We start from the raw sequence: 26,113 nt of genomic DNA, 5'->3' as shown, positions 1-26,113 counted from the left end.
CGCTGGGTTCGCGCCGGTCCCGTCCACTTCCGTCAGTCCCGGTCGTGGTTGTGCTTGTCGTGGTACTCGGTTTCGGCCAGGCCGTACTTCCAGTAACCGATGGCGAGCACGGACTTCGCGTCCATGCCGCGGTCGTTGCGCAGGTGGCGGCGGATGCCGCGGACGATGCCGGATTCCCCGGCCACCCAGGCCGAGACGTCGACGTCGGCGGGCACGTCGAGCTGCTGGACGGCGTCGACCAGCAGCTGCGAGCGGCCGGCCGCGACGCCCTCGCGGTGCAGCCAGGTCCAGCGCAGGTCCGGCGGGCACTGGACGTGCTGCTGCTCGGCGGCCTCGCCGATCTCGACGAGCACCTGGCCGCGCGCGGTGGGCGGCAGGCCCTCGACGATGCTGGAGATCGCCGGCAGCGCGGTCTCGTCGCCGACCAGCAGGTAGTAGTCGGCGGCCCGGCAGATCTTGCCGCCGGGGCCCATCACGCCGAGGTGGTCGCCGGGCCGGGCGTTGCGCGCCCAGTTGGAGGCCACCCCGTGGGCTCCGTGCATCACGAAGTCCACGTCGAGCTCGCCGCGGGCCTCGTCGTAGCGGCGGACGGTGTAGGTGCGCATGGTCGGGCGCTCGTGCAGCTCGGGCCAGCGGTAGCGGCCGGTCTCGTCGTCCAGCTCCGGCAGCACCGGTCGCTGCTGGCCCTGCTGCGGCACGAACACCTTGATGTTCGGGCCGGTGTGCTGGTCCAGGAAGCCTTCGAGCTCCTCGCCGCCCAGGGTGATCCGCCGCATCGACGGGCTCAGCTCAGCGGTGCGCAGCACCTGGAGATCGCGTGCTGGGGGCCGGCTGTGCCGGAGTCGGTCCGCGGTACCCATCGGCCATGCGTTCCTTCCTGTCCACCAACGATCATGTCAGTTAAGGCAAGCCTAACCATAGAGCAAGCGCGTTGTCTGCCCCGCGGTGGCTCAGATCTCTCAGCGAGCCGCGGCGACTGGTTGTCGGGCGGGCTCGATCTCCTTGATGCGCAAGGCGAGGAACATCCCGATCAGCGCGAATCCGGCCGAAACCAGCATCGCCAGCTGGTATCCGCCCAGGCCCGGTGCAGCGGCCAGCACGCACGCGGTGAGCGCGACGCCGAGCGCCGAGCCGACCTGCCGCTGCACGTTGAACAGCGTCGACGCCCCGCCGGTGGCGGACTTGCCGATCGTGCTGAAGGCGATGACCTGCAGCTCCGCGGATGCCGCACCCACGAAGAAGCCCGTCAGCAGCTGCACGAACGCGGCGAACCACAGGTCCCCGGCGCTGACCGCGTTGAGCATCGCGAAGGAGACGGCGGCGCCGAGCATCGCGGTCGCGATCACCCGGCGCGGCCCGAATCTGCGGTGCGCCCAGCCGACGAGCTGGGAGGCGATCATCAGCCCGATCGCCTTCGGCAGCGTCACCAGCCCGGTCTCCCACGCCGATGCGCCCAGCCCCTGCTGGAACATCAGCGTGAACCCGTAGAGCGTGCCGAGGAATCCGGCCACGCAGGCGAACAGGATCAGGCTCGCGCGGCGGAACGACGCATCGCCGAACAACCGCAGGTCCAGCATCGGTTCGCGGGCCCTGAGCTGGTTCCTGACCAGCAGTCCCAGGCAGATCAGCCCGGTCAGCCCGGCGGCCCAGAAGTGCGGTGAGCCCGGTCCGGCGGGCGCCACCGATTCCAGCGCGTACATCACCAGCCCGAGACCCGGTGCGGCCAGCGCGAAACCGAGCACGTCGAAGCGCTTCTCCCGGGCCTCGACGTGCTCGACCAGCAGCAGCGCGCCGAACAGCAGCGCCAGCCCGCCGACGGGCAGGTTGACGTAGAAACCCCACCGCCAGGTGAAGTTCTCGACGAAGAACCCGCCCAGCACGGGCCCGAGCGCCGGCGCCACCGCGGTCGGCAGCAGCAGCACGCGGGACAATCGGATCCGCTGTTCGGGCGGATAGGCGCGGAAGAGCATCGTCAGCGCGACCGGGCTCATCACGCCGCCGCCCGCGCCTTGCAGCACCCGCGCGAGGATCAGCTGCGGCAGATCGGCCGCCAGCCCGCACAGCGCCGAGGCCAGCACGAACATCCCGAAAGCGCCCAGGAACACGCGTTTGGTGCCGAACCGGTCGCCGAGCCAGCCGGACACCGGGATGCACACCGCGAGGCTGACCAGGTACCCGACGTTGATCGCCGAGGTCGCGCTCGCGGGCACCGCGAACTCCGCGGCGATGGCGGGCAGCGCCACGTTGACGATGGTCGCGTCCATGCCGTTCATGAACATCGCCGCGACGTAGCAGACACAGACCGCTACCTGAGGACTCACCTGGCGGAGCATCGCGATCAGCGCGCCGGCCGCATGTCGGTCCAGTTGACCTCGATGTGGTCCACGCAGGACGCCCGGTCGGCCGGGCCGTGCGCGACGGCCCACCCGGCGGGCACCGCGATCGCCCGCGGCCACAGCGAGTACTGGTCCTGGTCGTTGATCAGGGCGTAGTACTCCGCGGCCGGATCCTCGAACGGGTTGGTCATCGTCGTGCTCCTTCGGTGCTCACCCGGTCCACCTCGCCGAGTTCCCGGTCCACCACCGCGGCAATCTCGGCCAGCGGCCCGGGCTGCGTCATGTCCTTGTGCTCGCAGGCGATGTCGTGGTCGCGGACCGCGCCGCCGACGTAGGGCTGCCACATCTGCGCGGTCAGCGATTCCTTGGCCGGGTTGACGGTCGCGGTGAAGAACAGGACGTCGCCGTCGAACTCGGCGTGGTCGGCCTCGTTCTCCAGCACCGCGCAGTTGGCGAAGTTGTCGATGATCGCGGTGATGCTGTGCGGTTCGAGGTTGGCCAGCGCGCTGCCCTCGGCGGACAGGATCGCCATGACGTCCGCCCTGGTCAGCGGCTGCTCGCCGAGCTCGGCGAGGTCGTAGCCGGCCATGTAGAGCAGCGCCTTGAGGGCTTCTTCCTCGGTCGGCAGCTCGTCCCAGACGTCCTTCGGGTAGGAGTCGAGCATGCCCAGGAACCGCACTTCCTCGCCCTGCTGCTGCAGGTGGGTGCTCATCTCGTGGGCGACCACGCCGCCGAAGGACCAGCCGAGGAAGTAGTACGGCCCGTGCGGCTGGACCTGCCGGACGTGTTCGAGGTACTCGGCGGCCATCTCGTGCAGGCTGGCCGCGACCGGTTTCGGCTCGGCGAGCCCGCGCGACTGGATGCCGTAGATCGGCCGCTCGTCGTCGATGTGCTTGAGCAGCCCGGAGAACGGCCAGGCCAGCCCGGCGGCGGGGTGCACGCAGAACAGCGGCGGCTTGCTGCCCGAGGTGCGCAGCGGCAGCAGGATCTCCAGCGCGTCCCGGCCGCCGCCGTCGTGCAGCCGCTCGGCCAGGCCGACGACGGTCGGTGCGGCGAACAGGCTTCCGACGTTGACCCGCACGCCCAGCGCGTCGCGGATGCGGCCGATGAGCTTGGCGGCCAGCAGCGAGTGCCCGCCGAGGTCGAAGAAGCTGTCCTCGGTGCCGACCCGCGGCAGCCCGAGCACCTCGGCGAACAGCCCGCAGAGGATCTCCTCGGTGGGGTTGCGCGGCATCGCGTTGCCGACCGCTTCGCCCAGGTCGGGCGCGGGCAGCGCGCTGCGGTCGAGCTTGCCGTTGGGCATCAGCGGCAGCGCGTCGACGAACACGACCGCGGCCGGGACCATGTAGTCCGGCAGCGCGTCGGCCACGTGGCGGCGCAGCCCGGCGGTGTCACCGCCGCCCACCACGTAGGCCACCAGCCGCTTGTCACCGGGGGTGTCCTCGCGGACCACCGCCGCGACCTGCGCGACGTCCGGGTGCTGCGCGAGCACCGCCTCGACCTCGCCGAGCTCGATGCGGAAGCCGCGGATCTTGACCTGGTCGTCGGCGCGGCCCGCGAAGTCCAGCGTCCCGTCGGAGCGCCAGCGCACCAGGTCGCCGGTGCGGTACATGCGGGAGCCGGGCGGCCCGAACGGGTCGGCGACGAAGCGCTCGGCGGTCAGGCCCGGCCGGTGGAGGTAGCCGCGCGCCAGCCCGAGCCCGGAGACGTAGAGCTCGCCGACGACGCCGGGCGGGGTCGGCTGGAGCTGCGCGTCGAGCACGTAGAGCCGGGCGCCGGGGTCGGGCACGCCGATGGGCACCGAACTGCCCACCGCGTCGGGATCGCAGTCCCACAGCGTGGAGTTCACCGTCGCCTCGGTGGGGCCGTAGCAGTTGAGCATCCGGTGCTCGCGCGCCCAGCGCAGCACCAGGTCGGAGGGCACCTTCTCGGCCCCGCACAGCAGGGTCGCGTCCGGCGGGAGCTCGGTGTCGGCCGGGAACATGCCCATCATCGACGGCCCGATGGCCAGGTGCGTGACCCGGTGGCGGCGGGCGTACTCGGCGAGCGGCTCGCCGGGCACCCGCCGGTCGGCGGGCACCACGACCAGCGTCCCGCCGCTGAGCAGGCCCATGCACATCTCCCAGAACGCCACGTCGAAGCTCGGCGAGGCGAACTGCAGCACCCGGCTGTCCGCGGTGATGCCGACCCGCTCGGTCTGGGTGGCCAGCAGCTTGGCGATGCCCCGGTGCGGCACGACCACGCCCTTCGGCGTGCCGGTGGAGCCGGAGGTGTAGATGACGTAGGCGGCGTCGTCCAGCCGCGGGGTCGGCAGCTGCCAGCTGCCCTGCGGGCGATCGTCACAGCTCAACAGGGCTGTTGGCAGGTCGGCCGCGAGGTCGTCGGTGAGCACCAGGCGCGGCGCGGCGTCGTCGACCATGTGCCGCAGCCGCTCCAGCGGGTACTCCGGGTCCAGCGCCAGGTAGGCGGCTCCGGCGCGCATCGCCGCCAGCAGCCCGATGATCAGCTCGGGCGAGCGGGGCAGCAGCACGCCGACGATGTCGCCGGGCCCGACGCCGTGCTCGACCAGCAGCTGCGCCTGCTCGGTGACCCGCCGGTCGAGTTCGCGGTAGCTGAGCTCGACGTCGGCGAAGATCAGCGCGGTCTTGTCCGGGTCCGCTTCGGCGCTGCGCGCGAACAGCTCGGGGAACGTCCCGGCCGGTTCGACCGATCCGACCGCATCGCCCCAGGCCAGCACCCGCTGCCGCGCGTCCTCGCCGAGCACGTCCAGTCGGCTGATCGGCGTCGCGGGGTCGGCCACCGCCGAGGTGAGCAGCTGGACGAACCGCGCGGCCAGGTCGTCGACGGTCTGCCGGGTGAACAGGTCGGTGCTGTACTGCACCAGCCCGTCGACGCCGCCGTCGGCGCGTTCGCTGAGGCTGAGCGCCAGGTCGAACTTCGCCGCCCCGGCCGCTGCGGTGTCCACAGTGGTCTCCAACCCGGGCAGTTCCGCGGTGACCGCATCGGTGGCGCCCCAGTAGGCGAGCATCACCTGGAACAGCGGGTGCCGGGCCAGCGAACGCGCCGGGTTGAGCGCCTCGGCGAGCCGCTCGAAGGGCAGCTCGGCGTTGTCGAAGGCGGCCAGGTCGGCCTGCCGGACCCGGTCGACCAGCTCGGCGAAACCGGGCTCGCCCGAGGTGTCGGTGCGCAGCACCAGGCTGTTGACGAAGAACCCGACGAGCTCGTCGAGCGCGTCGTCGCCGCGACCGGCCACCGGCGATCCGATGGGGATGTCGGTGCCCGCGCCCAGCCTGGTCAGCAGCGCGGCGAGCCCGGCCTGCAGCACCATGAACACGCTGGCCTGGTGCTCCGCGGCGAGCTGCCGCAGCCGCTGGTGCAGCTGCGCGTCGAGCCCGAACCGGACCGCGTCGCCGCGGTGGCTGGCCACCGCCGGGCGCGGGAAGTCGGTCGGCAGCTCCAGCTGGTCGGGCAGCCCGGCCAGCGCGCCGCGCCAGAATTCCAGCTGCCTGCCCGCCAGCCCGTCCGGATCGGACTCGTCGCCGAGCAGTTCCCGCTGCCACAGCGCGTAATCCACGTACTGCACCGGAAGTCCGGCCCACTCCGGTTCCGCGCCGAGCAGCCGGGCCGCGTAGGCGGTGGACAGGTCGCGCACCAGCGGCCGGATCGACCACTCGTCGACGGCCACGTGGTGCAGCAGCACCAACAGCGCGTGCTCCGACCCGTTCTCGAAGAGCACCGTCCGAACCGGCGGCTCCACCGCCAGGTCGAACCCTTCCCGAGCGGCCTCCTCGAGCGCGGAGTCCACATCGGACGCCTGGACCACGGTCAGCTCAGGAACGGTGTCGAGCACCTCTTGGCGCGGTTCGCCCAGCTCGTCCGGGAAGACCGTGCGCAGGCTCTCGTGCCGCCGCACGACATCGCCGAGCGCGGCGCGCAACGCCGCCACGTCCAGCTCACCGGACATGCGCAGCACCAGCGGCAAGTTGTAGGTGGCGCTGGGTCCCTCCAGCCGGTTGAGGAACCAAAGCCGCTGCTGCGCGAAGGAAAGCGGGATCCGCTCAGGCCGCTCGACGCGCCGCAGCTCCGGTCGCCGATCCACCGCGCCCAGCTGCTCGGCGAGACCGGCGACCGTCGGGTGGTCGAAGAGGCCGCGGATGGTCAGCTCGGCGCCGAGCTCGCTGCGCACCCGCGCCAGCAACCGCGCTGCCAGCAGCGAATGCCCGCCTAGCTCGAAGAACCCGTCGTCGATGCCGACCTCGCGCACCCCGAGCACCTCGGCGAACAACCGGCACAACCCGGCCTCGACGTCGTTGCGCGGTTCGCGGCCCCCGGCCTCGCCGCCGAACTCCGGCGCGGGCAGCGCCCGCACGTCGAGCTTGCCGTTGGCCGTCAGCGGAATCTCGTCCACCGGCACGAACGCGGCGGGCACCATGTACCCGGGCAGCCGCGCGGCCAGGTGCGACCGCAGCTCCGCCGCCTCCGCGGTGCCCGCGGTGTAGCCGACCAGCCGCTGATCGCCCGGCTGGTCCTCGCGCACCACCACCGCGGCCTGCCGGACCCGCGGGTGCGCGGCCAGGTGCGCCTCGATCTCGCCGAGCTCGATGCGGAAACCGCGCACCTTGACCTGGTGGTCGGCGCGGCCGAGGAACTCGATGCTGCCGTCCGGCCGCCACTTGCCCAGGTCGCCGGAGCGGTACATGCGGGTGCCCGGCGCCCCGTGCGGATCGGCGACGAAGCGCTGCGCGGTCAGGCCGCGCTGCCCGAGATAACCGCGCGCCAGGCCCTCCCCCGCCACGTACAGCTCACCCACCACACCGGGCGGCACCGGCTGCAACGACGAGTCCAGCAGGTAGACCCGCAGGTCCGGGATGCCGCGGCCGATCACGCTGCCGTCCCGCCGGGCCACCAGCTCGCGGTCCAGCTCGACGTAGGACACGTGCACGGTGGTCTCGGTGATCCCGTACATGTTGACCAGCTTGGGCAGCTGCGGGTGCCGCTGGTACCAGTCGTCCAACCTGGACAGTTCCAGCGCCTCGCCGCCGAAGATCACCACGCGCAGCGCCAGCTCGCCCGCCGGGTCCTCCCGGTCGGCCTGGCTGAGCTGGTAGAACGCCGACGGCGTCTGGTTGAGCACGGTCACCCGCTCGTCGGCCAGCAGCCGCCGGAACTCGCGCGGCGAGCGGCTGATCTCGTGCGGGACCACCACCAGCCTGCCGCCGTGCAGCAGCGCGCCCCACAGCTCCCACACCGAGAAGTCGAATGCGTAGGAGTGGAACAGCGTCCAGACGTCGTCGCCGCCGAAGGAGAACCACGGCTCGGTGGCGCGGAACAACCGGACCACGTTGTGGTGCGGGATCGACACGCCCTTCGGCTGTCCCGTCGAGCCGGAGGTGTAGATGACGTAGGCGGCGTGCTCGGGGGTCAGCGGGCCGCGCTCACCGGCCTTGGGATCGCGCTGCGAGTGGCGGGCGATCTCGGCCCGCGCCGTCGGATCGTCCAGCAGGACCCGGGTGATCCCGGCGGGCAGGTTGGCCGAGTGCTCGGCGTCGCTGATCAGCACGCTCGGCCGGGCGTCGCCGACGATGTGGGCGATGCGCTCGGCCGGGTGCCCGGGATCCAGCGGCAGGTACGCCGCACCGGACTTGAGCACCGCGAGCAGCGCCACGACCAGCTCCGCCGTGCGCGGCAGCGCCAGCGCCACCAGCTGCTCGGGCCCCACGCCGAGGTCGATCAGGTGGTGCGCGAGCTGGTTGGCGCGCGAGTTGAGCTCTTCGTAGGTCAGCTGCTGCGCGCCGAAGGTGACGGCGACCGAGTCCGGCGTCCGCCCGGCCTGCTCCTCGAACAGCTGCGGCAGCGTCGCGGCGGGCAGCTCGGGGACGTCGGCGATCGGCGCGTTCCACTCCTCCAGGATCCGGGTGCGCTCCTCCGGTGCGAGCAGGTCGATCCCGCCGACCGGGGTGTCACCGGGGCACTCCGCGAAGCGCCCGAGGAATCGCAGGAACCGCTCGCGGTGCGCGGCGAGCTCGGCCTCGTCGTAGCGGTCCGGGTTGGCGTCGAACTCGAACCGCAGCTGCCCGTCGTCGTGGTAGGCCGCGACGGTCAGGTCCTCGACCGGCCCGGCGGCGAGGTTGTGCACGGTGGCCGGGCTGTCGCCGAACCGCAGGTCGTAGTCGAAGGCCTTGATGTTGAGCATCGGCCCGAACAGCGGCCGGTCCGAGCCCAGCAGCCCGAGGTCGCGGCGCAGCTCCTCGCCGCGCGTGCGCTGGTGCTTGCGCAGCTCTCGCACGGCCTTGCCGACCTGCGAGATCAGCTCCGCGCGGGTGGTCGCGGCGGTGATCCGCAGCCGCAGCGGCAGCACGTTGACGACCATGCCCGGCACCCGCAGCGCGACCGAGCCGAGCCGGCCCATCACCGGCAGCCCCAGCACCACGTCGGCGGCACCGGTCATCCGGTGCAGGTAGGCGCCGAAGGCGGCGATGAGCGCGTCCGACCAGATCGTGCGGCTCTCCTCGGCCGCCGCGGCCAGCGCGGTCCCGGCGGGCGACTCGGCGGGCAGCCTGCGGAAGTCGTGCGCGGTGGGCCGGGTGCTGCCGGTCAGCGACACCACGTCCGGCCGGTCGGCGAACCGCTCCTGCCAGAACCGGGTGTCGCGCTCGGCCTTCGCCGACTCCCGGTACTCCTGCTCGTCGGCCAGCAGCGCGGTCAGCGAACCGAACGGCGACGGGCCCGGGTCCTGCTCGCCGTAGAGCTCGGCGACCCGGCGGACGAGGATCGAGAAGCCGTAGCCGTCGATGGCCACGTGGTGGATCCGCTGGTACCACCACCAGCGCCGCTCACCGAGCTTGAACAGCGCGGCGCTCCACAACCGGCCGGCCTGGCCGCGCGCGAGGTCGACCGGTTCGCGCAGGTCAGCTCGCATCCACGCCATCGCCCGGGCCTCCGGGTCGGCGGCGGTGGTGCAGTCGACGACCGGCAGCTCGAACTCGGCGGGCTCCTCGACGACCTGGCCCAGCTCGGCGCCGTCCTCGCGGATCCGGATGCGCAGCGCCTCGGTCTCGGCGACCGCCTGCCGCAGCGCGGCGGCGAACCGCTCGGGATCCACGCAGCCGTCGATCGCCACGCGTTCGGCGGTGTTGTAGATCGGGTTCGCCTGGTCGAGTTGCTGTGCGAACCAGATCCCCGCCTGCGCGGCCGACAGCGGCAACAACTGGTCAGCTCGGCCCGGCATCGCTCTCCCCACGATCAACAAAGCAAGTAAGGCTTACCTTAGTTCTCTGTGGATCGGGAGTACAGGGACTCCGCACCGACGAAGAAGTGGGCCTACTCACCGCGCTCGAAGATCATGAGCGCCGAGTTCTTGTTCGGCAGTCCGACCTCGGCGGCCCGGCCGAACCCGGCCTTGCCGAAAGCGCCCACGGAAGCCCCGTTGTGCACGTTCGGCTCGGCCACCACGCGCGCGCACTCCCGGTCGGCCGCCAGCAACCCGCCGGCCACCGCCCGCAGCAGCGACGAACCGACGCCGCGCCCGATCGCATCCGGCTCGCCGATGGCGATGTGCACGCCGAGGTCGTGCGGATCGTGCGAGTAGCAGCGCGCCAGCTTGTCCCGCTGCACCCGGTAGAGCTCCAGGTAGCCGACGTCGCGCCCGTCGAGCCCGACGATGCACGGCACCGAGTGCTGCCCGCCGAGCTGCCCGGCCAGCTCCTCGCGCCACTGCGCCAGCGGCCACGCCTGGTCCCAGTTCACCGCGACGTGCTCGGCGTTCATCCAGCGCTGCACCAGCGCGACGTCCGGCCCGCCGTCGTCGCCGACGACCTCCACCGGCCGCAGCGACCAGCCCTCGCCCAGCACCGGAACCGGCACTCCGGGCGCCGGCGCCGCGCCCGACCACAGCGGGTTCGGCACCTCGAAGGGCACCGGCCGCACCTCGACCCGGCCCGAATCCGCCCGGTAGCGCAGACCGGAGCCGTTGAGCGCGGCGAGATCGGTCAGCGTCGGGCTCGTCAGCCAGCGCTCGACCAGCCACGCGGACACCGGATGCGCCTCGGCGACGCCGCCCAGCCACGTCCGCAGCTCCGCGATCAGCTCCGCCTCGTCGACGACACCGCGCCGCCCCAGCAACCCGATGACCGCCAGCGGCCCGCGCGTCAGCAGCTGCACCGTCGCGGCGGCGACGTCGCCTTCCCACCCCAGCACAGCGGGCAGCAGCCGCCCCTCCACGTGCGCCGCGAGCCAGCGCCGCGCCTCCGCCGCGCCGGACACCGAGCGGGCCACCGCGATCAGGTCGTCCGGCAGCGCGATCGGGTCGAACTCGCGCCTCGGCAGCGCGTGCAGGAGCCAGTCGACCACCGAACCGGCGTCGGCGGAGTTGATCGGCGCGTCGGGCAGGGCGCGAGCGCGCGCGTCGGCGGAGCAGGCCGCGGCGATCAGCGCGGCATCGGCGATCGCGACCGGATCACCGGTGTCGTCGAGCACCTGGATCGGCCCGAAACCGTGCGCACCGGTCACCGAGCTGTGCACGACGTCGGTGCCCAGCGGCACCGATCCGATGGTCAGCCGCAACGGCCCCTCGGCGACCGGGGTGTGCGTCTCGGCCAGCCACCGCCGCAACAACGCCGATGCGCGCTCGTGCGACTGCCCGGGAAGGTCGACTCCACTCGTCACGCAATGCTCCTCGAACCGCGGATCCGTGAGCGGAGCCTAACCTAACCACGGGCCTTCCCGGCAGTGCCGTGGAACACCCTGGTCCGGGGATGTGCACTGTGGACGAATCGGACCGTCGTCACGGAGCGCAAGCGGGGCGCGCGGCCACCCGATCATCACTACCTGATCCGGTGATGATCGTTGTGTTTCGCTGGGCGAACGCCGACCATCACCCCTACTCTCCGACCTATCGAATCGGCTGACCGCCCGGAGAGGAGTTCACCCATGGATGACACCGACTCCGTCGTTCCGCTCCGGCCGGGATTCGACATCCAGGTCCGCGGCTTCAACCGCAGCCAGGTCATCGACCACATCGAGCTGCTGGAGGACCAGCTGCGGCTGGTCACCATCGACCGCAACGAGGCCGCGCAGCTCAACAGCGACCTGCGCGAGCTCTGCGACACCACCCGCCGCAGCCTGGACTCGGCCGAGCAGCGCCTCCGCCGCATCGAGTCCTCCGACACCGGCCTGCCCGCCGCCTCGCAGCGCGTGCAGAACATGCTCTCGATCGCCGAGGAGGAGGTGCAGAACCTCCGCGACCAGGCCCGGCGGCAGGCCGAGATCATCCGCGGCACCGCCGAGACCGAGGCCCGCGAGCTGATCGAGGAGGCCGAGCGCAACGCCGGCGAGCTGCGCGAGGAGTGCAGCCGCCTGATCTCCGACGTCGAGGAGCGCCGGGCCCGGCTGCACCGCGAGCACGACCAGAAGGTCAGCGAGCTGCGCACCCGGGAGCACCGGATGCGGCAGAGCATCCGCGACGAGTACAAGCGGACGATCACCGCCGCCCAGGAGGAGTCCGACGAGCTGATCGCCCAGACCAGGCGGCAGTGCGGGCAGTGGGACGCCGAGACCGAGCAGCTCCGCCTGGACGCGCTGGAGGAGATCCACGCCCAGCAGCGCCGCCTGGAAGAACTGCGCGCCGCGGTGCTGTCCTCGATGGACCAGACGCAACGCGCGCTCAGCGCCTCCATCGACGAGCTCAGCGCGCACCCGCCGGCCACGACTCCGGAGCCCGAGGCCGAGCTACCGCTCCAGCTGCCCTCGCAGCGCGAGGACAACGTGCAGACGTTCCTCATCCCCATCGACGGTCAGCACCCCAGCACCAACGGTGCGACCCCGCAGCCAGGACCCGCCCGGCAGAACTGATCGGAGCACCACGTGGAACTGCTCGTGCTGATGTTCGTCTCCGGTTTCGCATTGGCGACCCTGATCTTCTGGCCGCTGCTGCACCGCGCGAACCGCCAACTCGGCGAGCAGGAATCCGCCCCGCGCGGCAGGCACGCGTTGCGCACCCCGGCACCAGCACCGCCGACGGTCACCCGCCGGACCACCGCACCGCAGTCCGCTCAACCCGAGCAGCCCGCCGCCGAGGCGAAGCCGAGCGAGCCCGTCGCGCCGGTGCAGCGCACGGCGGAGCCCGCCGAGCTCCCCGAGCTGCCGACCGACCTCTACGAGAAGCACTTCGAGGCCAAGTTCAACCGGTCCCGCCAGCGCCTCGCCCGGCTCCGCACCGAGATCAGCAAGGAATAGCGGCACCCCGCACGGCAACCGGAGCCACCGGTTCCAACGGCTGTTAATACTCAGTCGTCGGAGCCGGTGGTTTCCGCTTCCAGCACGCGCTCCCGGCGCTCCAGCTCCTGCTGCTCGCGGCGGCGGTCGGCGAGGTAGAACGGCGCGGCGGCGAGCACGGGCACGAGCATGCCGAGAAGGACGATCACAAGCGAAGTGCCCACGACGCTGAAACCCCGTTCGACCTGGGTGGATTCCATGCCCGAGCGGGCGTGTCGCTGAGCACATCGCTCCGGATCCTGATGTTCGTTAGCAGCTCCGACTGTGCCCCGGATCACATTTCCGGACCACGCTTTCCGTTGCCCCGCAACGGGTTTCGATTCCTACCGGAGGAACTCGGCGGTCGGCCAGGCCTCCTTGGTCCACGCGCTGTTCCAGAACAGCCACTCGTACTCGGTGGCCCGGGTGAACGCGGCCAGCATCCGCCGCCGCATCGCGTCGTCGGCGCTCGCGGCAACGCGGTCGACCAGCTCGCGGGCGGTCAGCACGGCGGCGGCGAACTCGTCGTCGGCGTAGGTCTGGATCCACGCCCGGTACGGGTGCTCGCCGAGCTCGCCGGTGGCCTCCAGGATCGTGGTGCCCACGTGCTGGTACACCCAGAAGCACGGCAGGATCGCCGCCAGCAGCACCGGGTACGGCTCGGTCAGCGCGCAAGCCCGCAGGTACGAGGTGTAGGCGAGGCAGGACGGCGAGGTGCCGATGCCGTCGATCTCGGCCTCGGTCAACCCGAACTCGGTGACGTACCCGGCGTGCAGCCTGCGCTCCTCGACCAGCGCGCCGTTGGCCGAGCCGGACAGGAACGCGGCGTCCTCGGCGTTGTCCGCCCTGGTCGACGCGGCCGCCAGCGCCTGCGCGAACCCGACCAGGTAGCGGGCGTCCTGCACGATGTAGAAGGCGAAGACGTCGCGGTCCAGGCTGCCGTCGGCGAGCCCGGTGTTGAACGGGTGCTCGACGATCGCCTGCTGCAACCCGGCGGTGCGCTCCCACGCCTGCGCGCAGAAGCCGTCGGCGGGCGGTGCGGGCAACTTGCTCATCGGACTCCTCATCTCTCGGGGCGTGCGATTTCAATGGAAATCAGACGTCTGATTTCCATTGAAATCGCGGAAGTCGTCCGCAGACCCCGGCGCGTCACGTCACGACACGCCGGTGGTCAGCAACTTCCATTGAAATCGCGGGGAGGCCCGCCCGGCGGATCGCCAGGGCGGCGGGCTGGTCACCACCAGTGGTGGAAGTGGTGGACCGGGCCGTGGCCGTGGCCGACGTCCAGCCGCTCCGACGCGCGGAGGGCCTCGGTCAGGTAGTCCTTGCTCTCGCGCACCGCCGTCAGCCAGTCCGGGCGCTGCGGGCGCAGTGCGGCGATCGCCGCCGACAGGGTGCAGCCGGTGCCGTGGTCGTTGGTGGTCACGACCCGCTCGCTGGTCAGGAACTCGGCGATCCCGTCGCCGTAGAGCAGGTCCACACTGGACTCGCCGGAGAGGTGGCCGCCCTTGAGCAGCACCTGCTTGGCCCCGAGCCCGGCCAGCCGTTCGGCCTGCGCGGGCATGCCGTCGACGTCGGCGAGCTCCGGTTCGCCCAGCAGGTCCGCCGCCTCCGGCAGGTTCGGGGTGATCAGGTCGACCCGCGGCAGCAGTTCGTCGCGCAGCGCGCCGACCGCTTCCGGCGCGAGCAGCCGGTCACCGCTCTTGGCGACCATGACCGGGTCCAGCACCACGTGCGGCGGCGCGTAGCGGTCCAGCACCTCGACCACCGCGCGGATCACCTCGGCGTTGGCCAGCATGCCGATCTTGACCGAGTCCACCCGCACGTCGTCGAGCAGCGTGACCAGCTGCGCGGTGATGAACTCCGGCGGCACCTCGTGCACCTCGGCCACCCCGGTGGTGGTCTGCGCGACGAGCGCGGTGATCACGGACATGCCGTAGGCGCCGTGCGCCGAGAACGCCTTCAGATCAGCCTGGACTCCGGCGCCACCGCTGGGGTCGGTACCCGCGATGGTCAGCACGTTCGGAACCATGACGTCCCTCCGCTAGTACGAGCTAGGTCAGGTTCAACGGGTCTGTTCTCAGCCCGGCAAGCCGGGCACCCCGCGTCACTCGCACCAACCTAACCCGGACACCACCGGTCAGTCGATGAGCCCCACGACCGCACCGGCGCAGAGCACCTCACCGGCTCGCACCTGGTGCCAGAGCGTCCCGGTGGCCAGCGCCGGAACCCAGCCGACGAGATCCCCCGCCGACCGGACCTCCGCCAGCCGGTCCCCGACGTGCACGGTGCTCCCGTCCGCCACCAGCCACCGCACCAGCACCCCGCGCACCGGAGACCGCCCCGCCGGACGACGCCCCAGCGCGGGGAACAACAACTCGGTCATCCCCGCCCCCCTCCGAGAACAACCCAGCATCACTCCGGCCGCCCGCACCAACAAGACCGCCGGACCGCCGCCCCACCGATGGACCAGCAGAAACCGGGACGAACACGCCAATCGGGACCTATGCGGCGAGGTGGCGCCGGAACCACGCGGTCAATCCGGCGTCGACCTCCGCGGCCAGCGGCAGCTGCGGCGCGGGTTCGATGCCGGGTTCCTCGGCCAGCGGATGCGCCAGCCCGGGGATCGGCAGCAGCTCGGCCCCGTCGCCCAGCGCGGCGACGAGAGCGGCCGCGTCGTCGCGGAACGCGGGGTGATCCAGCTCCCCGCTGACCGCCAGCAGCGGCGCGCGACCGGCGATCCGGCCCGCACCGGCGACGAAGTCCAGCTCGTCGGCGATCTTCGCCGACTCCGCGTCGTAGGGGTACTCGCCAGGGAACAGGTCGATGACCGACCGCATCCGGATCGCGCCGTTCACCAGCGCGGCTGCGAAGACCGGGACCTCGGTCCTGGCCAGGACGTTGAGCACGACCGCGCCGCCCAGCGAGCCGCCGAGCACGCCGATCGGACCGTCGTCGACCGGCAGCTGCTCGCGGATCGACGCCAGCGCGGCCGGGAACTCCTCGGTCGCCTGCCGGACGAACGGGTGCATCCCCGCCATCAGGACGTCCTCCTGCAGCAGCGCGATGGCGGCGTCCATGCTGCCGTCGACCATGCGCGCACCGAACATCGGCATGCCGAGGTGCACCCGCCACGCGGGCACGTCGCGCATCGGCAGCGCGGCGGCGAAGGCGGCGTCCGACCGCGGCGCGTCCAGCATGTGCCAGGTGACGATCAGCGGGGCAGGCCCGTCCTCGGCTGGCGGCAACGCGGTGAACGGCACGCCAGCGGCGGTGCCGGTAATCGGTGTCATGGGCATCACCGTAGGTCGGCGCCCTGGGTTCCGGAATTGGTTTTGCGACCGGCTAAAACCGGCTCCGCAGCCCGACCGCTCGGCGAAAGCGATCGATTTCACAGCGTGAAGGGGCCCACCGGCAGGCAAGGCGACCCTTGCCCGCGGACTAAACTCGGTGACGATGGAAACCACGACCGATGCTCCGAGCTTCGCCCGTTCCCGGCGGCCCCGCCGACCGGAGGATCCCGCACGGATCTGGGCACCGCTGGCGGACCTGACCGACGCCGCCGTCGACGCGGCCGGCTCCGGGACCGTGGCGATCACCCGCGGCTTCGACCGCAACAGCCGACAGCGCGCCAAGGCGCTGCGCGAGCTGCTGGACCAGCGCGGCGTCCCCGCGATCGAGGTCACCCCGGCCCTGGGCAGCGACCGGCTGCTGGCCGGCGTCGACGTCACCGCGGTGGTCAACCTGATCGGCGCCGGATCGTGGCAGCCCTACCGCGTGGCCGCGCAGCTGCGCGCCCCGGTGCTCACCCCGAAGCCGGGCGAGACCGCGGCCGAGCCGGTCACCCGCGACGTGATCGCGCTGGTCGGCGACTCGGGCCGCCGCGACGTGGCCATCTCGCACATCGCGGTGCGCTCCGAAGACCCCGCCACCAGCCGGCTGACCATCACCCACGGCGGCGAGCAGCTGACCGTCGCCGGTGGCTGGCTGACCGTCGCGGTGCAGGGGCACGAGCTGCAGGTGCAGGTCGGCGGCGCGGACGTGGCCGAGCAGACGATCACCGCAGGCGAGATCCGGGTGGAGACCTTCGACGCGCCGCACCGGCTGGTGCGCGACGAGCTCCCCATCGCCGACTTCGAAGGTGCGGTCACCTTCACCGCCGAGCCCGAAGGACTCGTGGTCCGGCCGGTCTGATCCTCCAGATCACCAGGTGGCGCCGGGCGATCGCCCGGCGCCTTTTCGGTTCCTGAGCTGGGGCTTTGGAATATTCCGGAGAAAAGTTCCGAACCGACGTCACGTTCGGTGCACGGCGACGTCCCTCGATCAACTCGCGCGGGGGACGCGCGAACTGCATCAGGGAGGCTGGGGACCGTGGAGCCCACCAAGGAGTGGTACGTGAGCTGCCGCGATGTCGCCGGGCGGCGACGCGACCTGTCGGTGTTCATCAACCAGGGCGACATCGTGCTGGTGGCGCCGCCCGGCGAGACGGCGGTGCTCTCCCCGCTGGAGGTGGGACGGCTGCGGGCCGTGCTGCGCGATGCGGTGGTGTCGGCGGCCGACCTGGACTGACCCGGTCCGGCCCTTTCCAGTTCCGATCAGTTCGAGTAAGTATCTACTCTCGGGTAGCCCGCCGACCGAGAGGTGGATGCGTGAGCGTGTCGAGGCAGCGGATCATGGCCGTGGTCAATCGCGTGACACCGGGCATGCACACGTTGTTCGTCCTGGCCAAGCGAGGCGTGCTCCGCCCGTTGCGCCCGGACAAGGTGCTGCGGATCGTCCGCGCCTGGCGGCACTGGGGCATCACCCCGCCGCTGGGCTTCGCGGTCGGCGCCGTGCGCCACCCGGACCGCCCGGCGGTGATCGACGAGCGCGGCGCGCTCAGCTACGCCGAGCTCGAACAGCGCACCTCCAGACTGGCCAACGGCCTGCGCAAGCGGGTCAAGCGCGGCACCCGCGTCGGAGTGCTGTGCCGCAACCACCACGGACCGGTCGAGACGATCGTCGCCGCGGCCAAGCTCGGCGTGGACGTGGTGCTGCTCAACACCGGGCTGACCGGCCGCCAGCTCGCCGACGTGATCACCGAGCAGCAGGTCGGCGTCCTGGTCCTGGACGCCGAGTTCCGCGCCCAGCTCGCCGAGCTCCCGGCCGAGGTCGACCAGATCCTGGCCTGGACCGACGGCACCACCCGGCGCGACACGCTGGAGCACCTGATCGCCACGTCCTCGCCGCGGCGCCCGGCCCGGCCGCGCAGGCACGCCCGGATGATCGTGCTGACCTCCGGCACCACCGGCACGCCCAAGGGCGCCCGCCGGCCGGACCCGCCCAGCCTGTCCCCGGCCGCCTCGATCCTGTCCCGGCTCCCGCTGGACAGCGGCGAGCGGATGCTGGTCAGCGCGCCGCTGTTCCACACCTGGGGGCTCGCGGCCTTCCAGCTGGGCGCCGTGCTCGGCGCGACGCTGGTCCTGCGCCGCAAGTTCGAGCCCGAGGAAGCGCTCGCCTCCGTGCAGCGCAACCGGTGCACAGCGGTGTTCGCCGTGCCGGTGATGCTCCAGCGCCTCCTGGACCTGCCCGAGCAGGTGCGCGACCGCTACGACCACAGCACGCTGCGGATCGTGGCGAGCAGCGGTTCGGCGCTGCCCGCCGACCTGGCCACCCGCTTCCAGCGCGCCTTCGGCAACGTGCTCTACAACCTCTACGGCTCGACCGAGGTGTCGTGGGTGAGCATCGCCACCCCGCAGGACCTGCGCGCGGCACCGAGCTCGGCGGGACGCCCGCCGCGGGGCACGACGGTGCGGATCCTCGCCGAGGACGGCAGCCCGGTGGAGCGCGGCAGCACCGGGCGGATCTTCGCGGGCAACGACATGCTCTTCGAGGGCTACACCAACGGCAGCGGCCGGGAGATCCACGACGGCCTGATGTCCACCGGTGATCTCGGGCACTTCGACGCCTCCGGCCGGCTGTTCGTGGTCGGCCGCGAGGACGACATGATCATCTCCGGCGGCGAGAACGTCTACCCCAAGGAGACCGAGGACGTCATCGCGCGCCTGCCGGAGGTCTCCGAGACCGCGGTGATCGGCGTCGAGGACCCGGACTTCGGCCAGCGGCTCGCCGCGTTCGTCGTGCTGCGCCCGGAGCAGGAGCTCGAAGCCGAGCAGCTGCGCGAGCGGATCCGCGACCGGCTGCCGAAGTTCGCCCTGCCGCGCGACGTGGTGTTCCTCGCCGAGCTGCCCCGCAACGCCACCGGCAAGGTCGTGCCCCGCGAACTGCGCGATCGGCTGGGCGGATGAGCCGGACGGATGCACGATCACACCTCGTGGCGAGTTAGGCTGCCTCGGGTGAATGACCGTCTAGTGTGGATCGACTGCGAAATGACCGGTCTCGATCTCGGCAAGGATGCGCTGATCGAGATCGCCGCCCTGGTCACCGATGCCGACCTGAACATCCTCGGGGAGGGCGTGGACATCGTCATCCACGCCGATGACGAGGCCCTGGCCGGGATGCCCGACGTCGTCCGCGAGATGCACGACCGCTCCGGGCTCACCGACGAGGTGCGCCGCTCCGCGGTGACCATGGCCGAAGCCGAGCAGCAGGTGCTGGACTACATCCGCCAGCACGTCCCGGACGGGCGGTCGGCGCCGCTGGCGGGCAACTCCATCGCCACCGACCGCGGCTTCATCGCCCGCGACATGCCGCGGCTGGACGCCCACCTGCACTACCGGATGGTCGACGTGTCGTCCATCAAGGAGCTGTGCCGGCGCTGGTACCCGCGGATCTACTACGCGCAGCCGGAGAAGGGCCTGGCGCACCGCGCGCTGGCCGACATCCGGGAGTCGATCCGCGAGCTCGCCTACTACCGGCGCACCGCGTTCGTCCCGCAGCCCGGCCCGACCAGCGAGCAGGCGCACGCGGTGGCGGCCGAGCTGCTCGCCGCCGACGGCATCCGGAAGTCGTCCGACCAGCCGGAAAACGGCCGCTGACCAGCAGCGGTGCCGCTAACCGGAGCCCGCGGAAAACGGCGTGACACCGCACGCTAGTATATTGGCGTTGCTCCGGAAGGCGGACCGCTGAGGCCCGTTTCCGAGCGGCCGAGGTGGGTGTAGCTCAGTCGGTAGAGCACTGGGTTGTGGTCCCAGGTGTCGCGGGTTCGATTCCCGTCACTCACCCCAAAGCCGAATGAGGCCTGATTCCCGAGGGAATCAGGCCTCATTCTCGTTTCCGGCCCGGCATGCCGAAGAGGGCCCCGTTCCGGCTGGAACGGGGCCCTCTCGATCGCTCAGCCGGTCAGCGGTTGCCCGCCACCCACTGGTCCCACGGGATCTGCCAGTCCCCGAAGCCGTCCCAGGACCGCAGGTCCGGGCCGCCGGAGTTGGTGATCTCCACGATGTCGCCCTTCTTGAGCAGGTCGTAGACCCACTTGGCGTTGTCCATGCTCATGTTGATGCAGCCGTGGCTGACGTTGCTGTTGCCCTGCTGACCCACCGACCAGGGCGCGGCGTGCAGGAACTCGCCGCCGTTGGAGATCCGGACCGCCCACTTCACCTCGGTGCGGTAACCGCCCGCCTCCAGCGGCAGGCCGTAGGTCGTGGAGTCCATCACCTTGGTCGCGTGGTGCTCGGTGACCACGTGCACGCCGTTGTTCGACGGGAAGGACGGCTTGCCCAGCGACACCGGCATGGTCCGGATCACCTCGCCGTTCTTCTCGATCGACATCTGGTGCGAGGCACCGTCGGCCCGCAGGACCACCGCGTCGCCGATGGTGATGGTCGCCTTGCGGTCCTCCTGGCCCCAGACACCGTTGCCGAGGTCCCGCCCGAAGACGTCGACGTCGATGGTCACCTTGGTGCCCGGCTTCCAGTACTCCTTCGGCCGCCAGTGCACCTCGCGGCTGTTGAACCAGTAGAACGCGCCCTCCACCGCGGGCTCGGTCTGGATCTTGATCGCCGCTTCGGCCTTCGCCTTGTCCGGCTCCGGCGCGTTCTTGCTGAAGTAGAACGCCAGCGGCTGCCCGACGCCGACCGTCTGCCCGTCGAGCGGGTTCATCGACACGTAGCTCTGCTTGCCCGGCGAGGCCGTGGTGAACGTCGACTGCTGGGTGATCGCCGGCCCGCTGGCACCCTGCGCCGTCACCTCCAGCGTGTAGGTCTTGCCGTAGCCGAGCTTCTCCCCCGCGGTCCAGCTCGCCCCGTCCGGCGCGATGGTGCCGCCCACCTGCTTGTTCTCGGTGCTGGTCAGCACCGCGTTCACGATCCGGCCGTTGGCCACCTTCGCGGTGATCGGCTCGGCCGGGGGCACGTCCTTCGCCCCGTTCAGCGGCGCCAGCTCCAACGTCGGCGCCGGCGGCACCTCGTCGGAGGCCGAGCCGGTCTCCGACCCACCGGATCCACTACACCCCGCGACCAACAGCGCCACCACGCCGAAGATCAACATCGTCAACAGCCGCGAAACCCTCACGGGACCCCCGACCGGATTACGCCACTCCCTCATGAGCAACAGTCCGTCCGCTTAGAAGCACTACTAACCCCTGTGAACAGTGTGCCGCAAGGTCCCGACGGGGGACGAAGAGACCAGGCGTACACGCTGTGTGATCCGCGCAGGCCGACCACCTTCCCGACAGACGCACGACGCACGCTGCGGGTTGCTCGACCAGTCCGACCAACCCGAGGAACCCTCAGATCCACCCCCCGGTTCGAGCCCTCCGCGAGCCGTGCTAATGTTTTCCGTGTCGCGAGGGAGACCGGAGCGACAGGCCAGCGCCAATAGCTCAACTGGCAGAGCAGCTGACTCTTAATCAGCGGGTTCGGGGTTCGAGTCCCTGTTGGCGCACTCCACGCAGTCGAATGCCCCGTTTAGGCGGGGCGTTTAGCTGTGACCGGGACGGGACGAACTCGATCAGGGTTCGGAGCGGAAAACCGGAACAACAAGCCAGCGCCAATAGCTCAACTGGCAGAGCAGCTGACTCTTAATCAGCGGGTTCGGGGTTCGAGTCCCTGTTGGCGCACTCGATATGCGAAACGCCCTGCTCACGCGGGGCGTTTCGCATTTCTGCATATCTCACTCCTCGGGCGCCAGGCCTGAGGTTCTCAGGGTGATGTTGAGGCGGCCCGTCTTCATGCCGATGTCCGGGGCCGTTCCCGGGGTTGTCCGCAGGATTCCGTGGTAGGCGAAGCGGGCCGGGCCGCCGAAGACGAAGAGATCCCCTGAGAACAGCGTGAGATCCCGGTACGGCTTCGTCCTGGTTCGCGGGTTGCCGAAGCGGAAGGTCGCTTCGTCGCCGAGGCTCAGGGAGATCACCGGAGCTTCGCTGCGCTCGTCCTTGTCCTGGTGCATGCCCATCTTGGCGTTCTCGTCGTAGAAGTTGACCAACGCCACGTCCGGGGAGTAGTCGTCCGCCGGGCGCTGGAAGGCGGCAGTCAGCGCTCTCCTGCCGAGCTCCGCCAACCAGTCCGGGAAGGGCGTCACCGGGGTGCCGTCTTCGAGGGTTTTCGAGTAGCGGTACGGGATCCAGTGCCAACCAAGGCAGACCGAGCGGACCGACATCACACCTCCGCTGGGCAGCTTCGGGGAACGCATTCCCGCTCTCGCCCACTCCCGGCAGGCTCGCACCAGTTCGCGCTGCTCCTCCAGGCCCAGCCAGCCCGGGACGTGGACCGCGCCCGGGGCGATCTCCTCGCGGCTGCGCGGGATCAGCGAATCCATGCCCATCACCTGATCATCTTCGCAGGTAGCAGCGACAGTGAGCACCACCTCAGTGCTGGATCGAACTCGATCGTCAGGTTAGGCTCACCAAACTTCAGTACCGAGTGAACAGGCAGGAAGCACCCATGTTCCGTCCTCGTCGACTGCTCGCCGCGGTCACCGCCGCGCTCGCCCTGGGCAGCGCCGCCGCGTGCGGCACGCCGGCCCCCGAACAGCCCGCCGCGCCGGAAGCCGGGGCGCGAGTCATCACGCACGCGAAGGGCCAGACGACGATCACCGGCACGCCGCAGCGCGTCGTCGTGCTCGACACCGGTGAGCTCGACGCGGTGCTGGCCCTGGGCATCAAGCCGGTCGGCACCGTGCTGCCCGACGCCAACAAGACCCTCCAGCCCTACCTGGCCGAGAAGGCGGGCGACATCGAGATCGTCGGCACCATCGGCTCCCCCAACCTGGAGAAGATCACCGCGCTGCAGCCCGACCTGATCCTGTCCAGCAAGGTCCGCGACGACGAGAACTACGAGGCGCTGAGCAAGATCGCGCCGACCGTGTTCGCCGAGACCGTCGGCAAGACCTGGAAGGACAACTTCCTGCTCGACGCCGACGCCCTGGGCAAGAAGGCCGAGGCGCAGCAGATCCTGGACGCCTACCAGCAGCGCGCCGCCGAGATCGGCAAGCAGACCGGCGACCCCGGCGCGCAGCGGATCAGCATGCTGCGGTTCATCCCCGGCGACATCCGGCTCTACAACCAGGGCTCGTTCATCGGCACGATCCTCGCCGACGCCGGCTTCAGCCGTCCGGCCAACCAGGAAGCCGACACGACGCACACCAAGATCAGCCGCGAGCAGATCTCCCAGGCCGATGGCGACCAGCTGTTCTACGCGGCCTACGGTGACAGCGCGCGGCAGCAGATGAACGACGTCGTCGGCTCGGTGCAGTGGACGACCCTCGGCGCGGTGCGCGCGGGCAAGGCCGTCGAGGTGTCCGACGACACCTGGTTCCTCGGCCTCGGCCCGATCGCGGCGAACCTGGTCCTCGACGACCTCCAGAAGCACCTCGCCCAGCGCTGATCCCGCTCCCGGCCGTCGGCCCGACACCGGCGGCCGGGAGCGCAACACGCCGATATCTGCCCGTTCACATCAGCCCCAAACCCAACATGTAGTGTGTCGCTCGCTGGTGGTTCACCGGAGCGATCCGGTGAGGCAAGAGGGAACCCGGTGCGAATCCGGGACTGCCCCGCAGCGGTGAACGGGAACGACCGTCGTGACCCGGCCGCCCACTCCGGGTGGCGGGTAAGAGCACTGGGCCAACGCCTGGGAAGCCACGACCAGTAGGCCGCCCGTGAGTCCGAAGACCTGCCACCGGTGCACGCGAACGTGGCGTGCTGTCCGGGACCTCGAGGGCGGGTCCGAGCGGATGATCGGCGGCCGGTGGCCGCCGAGGTCTGCCTGCGCGCGCTCCGTGGTCTACCGAGCTCGCGAGGGAGAAGACCAGTGACGGCGACACTCAACGACTGGACCGAGGTGTCCACCGCGGTCCACCAGGCCTGCGCCGGATTGCCCGGCGTGTCCGCCGAAGCCGTGCTCGACGAGGTGCGGCGCACCGGTTATGCGGGGATCAGCGACGACGAGCTCTCGCTGGCCCAGATCATGGCGGCCCGCACCCTGATCGAGACCGAACCGAACTACTCGCAGGTCACCGCCCGCCTGCTGCTCAACCGGATGCGCCGCGAAGCGCTGGAATTCCTCGGCGTGGACGCGGATTCGGACTACGCCGAGCACTTCGCCACCTACGTGCGGCGCGGCATCGAGCTGGAGCAGCTGGACCCGGAGCTGGCCGCCTTCGACCTCGACCGGCTGGGCCGCGCGCTGTCGACCGAGCGCGACCTGGAGTTCGGCTTCCTCGGCCTGCAGACCCTCTACGACCGCTACTTCCTGCACGAACGCGGTGCGCGCTACGAGCTGCCGCAGGCGTTCTTCATGCGCGTGGCGATGGGCCTGGCGCTGCGCGAGGACGACCGCGAGGCCCGCGCGATCGAGTTCTACCGGCTGCTGTCGTCGTTCGACTTCATGTGCTCGACGCCCACGCTGTTCAACGCGGGCACCACCCGCCCGCAGCTGTCGTCCTGCTTCCTGACCACTGTGGACGACGACCTGTCCGGCATCTTCCACTCGATCAGCAACAACGCCCTGCTGTCGAAGTACGCCGGCGGCCTGGGCAACGACTGGACGCCGGTGCGGGGCATCGGCGCGCACATCAAGGGCACCAACGGCAAGTCGCAGGGCGTGGTGCCGTTCCTGAAGATCGCCAACGACACGGCGGTGGCGGTCAACCAGGGCGGCAAGCGCAAGGGCGCGGTCTGCGCCTACCTGGAGACCTGGCACATCGACGTCGAGGAGTTCCTCGACCTGCGCAAGAACACCGGCGACGACCGGCGCCGCACCCACGACATGAACACCGCGAACTGGGTGCCCGACGAGTTCCTGCGCCGCGTCGAGGCCGACGAGCAGTGGACGCTGTTCTCCCCCGACGAGACCCCGGACCTGCACGACCTCTACGGCGCGGCGTTCGCCGAGCGCTACCGCGCCTACGAGCAGGCCGCCGACCGCGGTGAGATCGCGGTGTTCAAGCGGGTCCGCGCCGTCGAGCTGTGGCGGCGGATGCTGACCATGCTCTTCGAGACCGGCCACCCGTGGATCACCTTCAAGGACCCGTGCAACCTGCGGTCCCCGCAGCAGCACACCGGCGTGGTGCACTCCTCGAACCTGTGCACCGAGATCACCCTGAACACCAGCGCCGACGAGGTCGCGGTGTGCAACCTCGGCTCGATCAACCTGGCCCACCACGTCACGGCCGACGGCATCGACACCGAGCGCCTGGAGCGCACCACCCGCACCGCGGTGCGGATGCTGGACAACGTCATCGACATCAACTTCTACACGATCCCCGAGGCCCGCCGGTCCAACCTGCGGCACCGGCCGGTCGGCCTGGGCCTGATGGGCTTCGCCGACGCGCTGTTCGTGCAGCGCATCGCGCCGTCCTCGCAGGCGGCGGTGGAGTTCGCCGACCGCAGCATGGAGCTGATCAGCTACCACGCGATCAGCGCGTCCAGCGGGCTGGCGGCCGAGCGCGGCCGGTACGAGACCTTCGACGGATCGCTGTGGAGCAAGGGCGTGCTGCCCATCGACTCGCTGGAGCTGCTGGCCGAGGCCCGCGGTGGCGACGTCGACCTGGACCGCTCGTCCACTCTGGACTGGGCGGCGCTGCGGGAGCGCGTCGTCCGCGACGGGATGCGCAACTCCAACGTGATGGCCATCGCGCCGACCGCGACGATCGCCAACATCTGCGGCGTCAACCAGTCCATCGAGCCCGTCTACCGGAACCTGTACGTCAAGGCGAACATGTCCGGCGACTTCACCGTGGTCAACCCGCACCTGGTCGCCGACCTCAAGCGCGCCGGGCTGTGGGACGAGGCCATGGTCGCCGACCTGAAGTTCCACGACGGCAGCCTGCTGCCGATCGAGCGGATCCCGCAGGAGCTCAAGGAGCTCTACGCCACCGCGTTCGAGATCGAACCGCACTGGCTGGTGGCGGCCGCGGCACGGCGGCAGAAGTGGATCGACCAGGCCCAGTCGCTGAACCTCTACGTCGCCTCGCCCAGCGGCCGCAAGCTCGACGAGCTCTACCGGCTGGCCTGGCGCAAGGGCCTCAAGACCACGTACTACCTGCGCTCCACCAGCGCCACCCACGTGGAGAAGAGCACCCTGCGAGGCACCGACGGCAAGCTCAACGCCGTCCCCACCGCGGTCCCCGCGGCCTCGACCGGAGCCGCC

Annotated in this window: 20 protein-coding genes, 3 tRNA genes and 2 riboswitches; of the genes, 11 read left to right on the top strand and 12 right to left on the bottom strand. The window is 70.9% G+C overall.

Annotated features, from left to right (window positions below):
• Positions 1-32 precede the first annotated feature (32 nt).
• The 5 genes from OU416_RS20285 to OU416_RS20265 form a co-directional block, all read right to left on the bottom strand.
• On the bottom strand, positions 33-860 hold the full coding sequence (locus OU416_RS20285; RefSeq protein WP_270928575.1) for a siderophore-interacting protein: 828 nt from the start codon (positions 858-860) through the stop codon (positions 33-35).
• A 99-nt stretch (positions 861-959) separates the two neighbouring features.
• Positions 960-2,321, bottom strand: coding sequence for an MDR family MFS transporter (locus tag OU416_RS20280; RefSeq protein ID WP_270928574.1), 1,362 nt, complete (start codon positions 2,319-2,321; stop codon positions 960-962).
• Between the two features lie 17 nt (positions 2,322-2,338).
• Positions 2,339-2,527, bottom strand: coding sequence for an MbtH family protein (locus OU416_RS20275; RefSeq protein ID WP_270928573.1), 189 nt, complete (start codon positions 2,525-2,527; stop codon positions 2,339-2,341).
• Positions 2,524-9,564 (bottom strand): amino acid adenylation domain-containing protein, encoded by a 7,041-nt coding sequence (locus tag OU416_RS20270; RefSeq protein WP_270928572.1) that lies wholly within the window; start codon positions 9,562-9,564, stop codon positions 2,524-2,526. The genes OU416_RS20275 and OU416_RS20270 overlap by 4 nt, the downstream gene beginning before the upstream one ends.
• A 92-nt stretch (positions 9,565-9,656) precedes the next feature.
• Entirely contained in the window at positions 9,657-11,000 is a 1,344-nt protein-coding gene (locus OU416_RS20265) for a GNAT family N-acetyltransferase (protein ID WP_270928571.1), read from the bottom strand.
• A 264-nt stretch (positions 11,001-11,264) separates the two neighbouring features.
• Here OU416_RS20265 and OU416_RS20260 point away from each other — a divergent pair, with 264 nt between their 5' ends.
• Both OU416_RS20260 and OU416_RS20255 read left to right on the top strand, forming a co-directional pair.
• A complete protein-coding gene (locus OU416_RS20260; RefSeq protein ID WP_270928570.1) occupies positions 11,265-12,185 on the top strand; it encodes a hypothetical protein in 921 nt (306 codons plus the stop codon).
• Positions 12,186-12,197: 12 nt separating this feature from the next.
• Positions 12,198-12,569, top strand: a complete 372-nt coding sequence (locus OU416_RS20255) for a hypothetical protein (protein WP_270928569.1) — start codon at positions 12,198-12,200, stop codon at positions 12,567-12,569.
• 50 nt (positions 12,570-12,619) lie between these two features.
• Here OU416_RS20255 and OU416_RS20250 read toward each other — a convergent pair whose 3' ends face one another.
• The 5 genes from OU416_RS20250 to OU416_RS20230 form a co-directional block, all read right to left on the bottom strand.
• Positions 12,620-12,772: a hypothetical protein gene (locus OU416_RS20250; RefSeq protein ID WP_270928568.1), complete on the bottom strand. Its 153-nt coding sequence runs from the start codon at positions 12,770-12,772 to the stop codon at positions 12,620-12,622.
• A gap of 159 nt (positions 12,773-12,931) precedes the next feature.
• The gene (gene tenA, locus OU416_RS20245) at positions 12,932-13,642 is read right to left on the bottom strand and encodes a thiaminase II (RefSeq protein ID WP_270928567.1); all 711 of its coding nucleotides are present in this window, start codon (positions 13,640-13,642) and stop codon (positions 12,932-12,934) included.
• A 179-nt stretch (positions 13,643-13,821) separates the two neighbouring features.
• Complete coding sequence (gene thiD / locus OU416_RS20240; RefSeq protein WP_270928566.1) at positions 13,822-14,619, bottom strand: bifunctional hydroxymethylpyrimidine kinase/phosphomethylpyrimidine kinase; 798 nt, start codon at positions 14,617-14,619, stop codon at positions 13,822-13,824.
• Positions 14,607-14,702, bottom strand: a riboswitch (TPP riboswitch). Its footprint overlaps the gene before it by 13 nt.
• Positions 14,703-14,727: 25 nt before the next feature.
• A complete protein-coding gene (locus OU416_RS20235; protein WP_270928565.1) occupies positions 14,728-14,973 on the bottom strand; it encodes a biotin attachment protein in 246 nt (81 codons plus the stop codon).
• 118 nt (positions 14,974-15,091) lie between these two features.
• Positions 15,092-15,880: an alpha/beta fold hydrolase gene (locus OU416_RS20230; protein WP_270928564.1), complete on the bottom strand. Its 789-nt coding sequence runs from the start codon at positions 15,878-15,880 to the stop codon at positions 15,092-15,094.
• A gap of 163 nt (positions 15,881-16,043) precedes the next feature.
• Here OU416_RS20230 and OU416_RS20225 point away from each other — a divergent pair, with 163 nt between their 5' ends.
• The 5 genes from OU416_RS20225 to OU416_RS20205 all read left to right on the top strand — a co-directional run bounded on the left by OU416_RS20225 (position 16,044) and on the right by OU416_RS20205 (position 19,753).
• Positions 16,044-16,781, top strand: a complete 738-nt coding sequence (locus OU416_RS20225; protein ID WP_270928563.1) for a hypothetical protein — start codon at positions 16,044-16,046, stop codon at positions 16,779-16,781.
• Between the two features lie 177 nt (positions 16,782-16,958).
• A complete protein-coding gene (locus tag OU416_RS20220) occupies positions 16,959-17,156 on the top strand; it encodes a hypothetical protein (protein ID WP_270928562.1) in 198 nt (65 codons plus the stop codon).
• 80 nt (positions 17,157-17,236) lie between these two features.
• Positions 17,237-18,874, top strand: coding sequence for an AMP-binding protein (locus OU416_RS20215; RefSeq protein ID WP_270928561.1), 1,638 nt, complete (start codon positions 17,237-17,239; stop codon positions 18,872-18,874).
• A gap of 48 nt (positions 18,875-18,922) precedes the next feature.
• On the top strand, positions 18,923-19,564 hold the full coding sequence (gene orn / locus OU416_RS20210; RefSeq protein ID WP_270928560.1) for an oligoribonuclease: 642 nt from the start codon (positions 18,923-18,925) through the stop codon (positions 19,562-19,564).
• A gap of 113 nt (positions 19,565-19,677) precedes the next feature.
• A tRNA-His gene (locus OU416_RS20205) sits at positions 19,678-19,753 on the top strand.
• A gap of 115 nt (positions 19,754-19,868) precedes the next feature.
• On the opposite strand, the gene OU416_RS20200 is transcribed toward OU416_RS20205, so the two are convergent.
• A complete protein-coding gene (locus tag OU416_RS20200) occupies positions 19,869-21,014 on the bottom strand; it encodes a L,D-transpeptidase (protein ID WP_270928829.1) in 1,146 nt (381 codons plus the stop codon).
• A gap of 323 nt (positions 21,015-21,337) precedes the next feature.
• Here OU416_RS20200 and OU416_RS20195 point away from each other — a divergent pair.
• Together OU416_RS20195 and OU416_RS20190 are read left to right on the top strand one after the other, a co-directional pair.
• Positions 21,338-21,410: transfer RNA gene (locus tag OU416_RS20195), tRNA-Lys, on the top strand.
• A gap of 102 nt (positions 21,411-21,512) precedes the next feature.
• Positions 21,513-21,585 (top strand) — tRNA-Lys (locus OU416_RS20190).
• Positions 21,586-21,638: 53 nt separating this feature from the next.
• Here OU416_RS20190 and OU416_RS20185 read toward each other — a convergent pair.
• Complete coding sequence (locus OU416_RS20185) at positions 21,639-22,283, bottom strand: alpha-ketoglutarate-dependent dioxygenase AlkB family protein (protein WP_270928559.1); 645 nt, start codon at positions 22,281-22,283, stop codon at positions 21,639-21,641.
• 125 nt (positions 22,284-22,408) lie between these two features.
• Between OU416_RS20185 and OU416_RS20180 the strand changes: the two genes are divergently transcribed.
• Both OU416_RS20180 and OU416_RS20175 read left to right on the top strand, forming a co-directional pair.
• Positions 22,409-23,350, top strand: coding sequence for an ABC transporter substrate-binding protein (locus tag OU416_RS20180; protein ID WP_270928558.1), 942 nt, complete (start codon positions 22,409-22,411; stop codon positions 23,348-23,350).
• Between the two features lie 90 nt (positions 23,351-23,440).
• A riboswitch (cobalamin riboswitch) is annotated at positions 23,441-23,657 on the top strand.
• A gap of 116 nt (positions 23,658-23,773) precedes the next feature.
• Positions 23,774-26,113 (top strand): ribonucleoside-diphosphate reductase subunit alpha (locus OU416_RS20175; RefSeq protein ID WP_270928557.1); only part of this gene is annotated, 2,340 nt, incomplete at its 3' end.

The organism is Saccharopolyspora indica, assembly GCF_027853965.1.
GTDB lineage: Bacteria > Actinomycetota > Actinomycetes > Mycobacteriales > Pseudonocardiaceae > Saccharopolyspora > Saccharopolyspora indica.
This window is presented reverse-complemented; position numbering and strand designations above follow the sequence as displayed.

Coding starts and splice junctions, on each gene's coding strand:
- OU416_RS20180 (WP_270928558.1), top strand. CDS start 22,409: ATGTTCCGTCCTCGTCGACTGCTCGCCGCGGTCACCGCCGCGCTCGCC.
- OU416_RS20200 (WP_270928829.1), bottom strand. CDS start 21,014: ATGTTGATCTTCGGCGTGGTGGCGCTGTTGGTCGCGGGGTGTAGTGGA.
- OU416_RS20260 (WP_270928570.1), top strand. CDS start 11,265: ATGGATGACACCGACTCCGTCGTTCCGCTCCGGCCGGGATTCGACATC.
- thiD (WP_270928566.1), bottom strand. CDS start 14,619: ATGGTTCCGAACGTGCTGACCATCGCGGGTACCGACCCCAGCGGTGGC.
- tenA (WP_270928567.1), bottom strand. CDS start 13,642: ATGAGCAAGTTGCCCGCACCGCCCGCCGACGGCTTCTGCGCGCAGGCG.
- OU416_RS20270 (WP_270928572.1), bottom strand. CDS start 9,564: ATGCCGGGCCGAGCTGACCAGTTGTTGCCGCTGTCGGCCGCGCAGGCG.
- OU416_RS20230 (WP_270928564.1), bottom strand. CDS start 15,880: ATGACACCGATTACCGGCACCGCCGCTGGCGTGCCGTTCACCGCGTTG.
- OU416_RS20225 (WP_270928563.1), top strand. CDS start 16,044: ATGGAAACCACGACCGATGCTCCGAGCTTCGCCCGTTCCCGGCGGCCC.
- OU416_RS20285 (WP_270928575.1), bottom strand. CDS start 860: ATGGGTACCGCGGACCGACTCCGGCACAGCCGGCCCCCAGCACGCGAT.
- OU416_RS20235 (WP_270928565.1), bottom strand. CDS start 14,973: ATGACCGAGTTGTTGTTCCCCGCGCTGGGGCGTCGTCCGGCGGGGCGG.
- OU416_RS20185 (WP_270928559.1), bottom strand. CDS start 22,283: ATGGATTCGCTGATCCCGCGCAGCCGCGAGGAGATCGCCCCGGGCGCG.
- OU416_RS20275 (WP_270928573.1), bottom strand. CDS start 2,527: ATGACCAACCCGTTCGAGGATCCGGCCGCGGAGTACTACGCCCTGATC.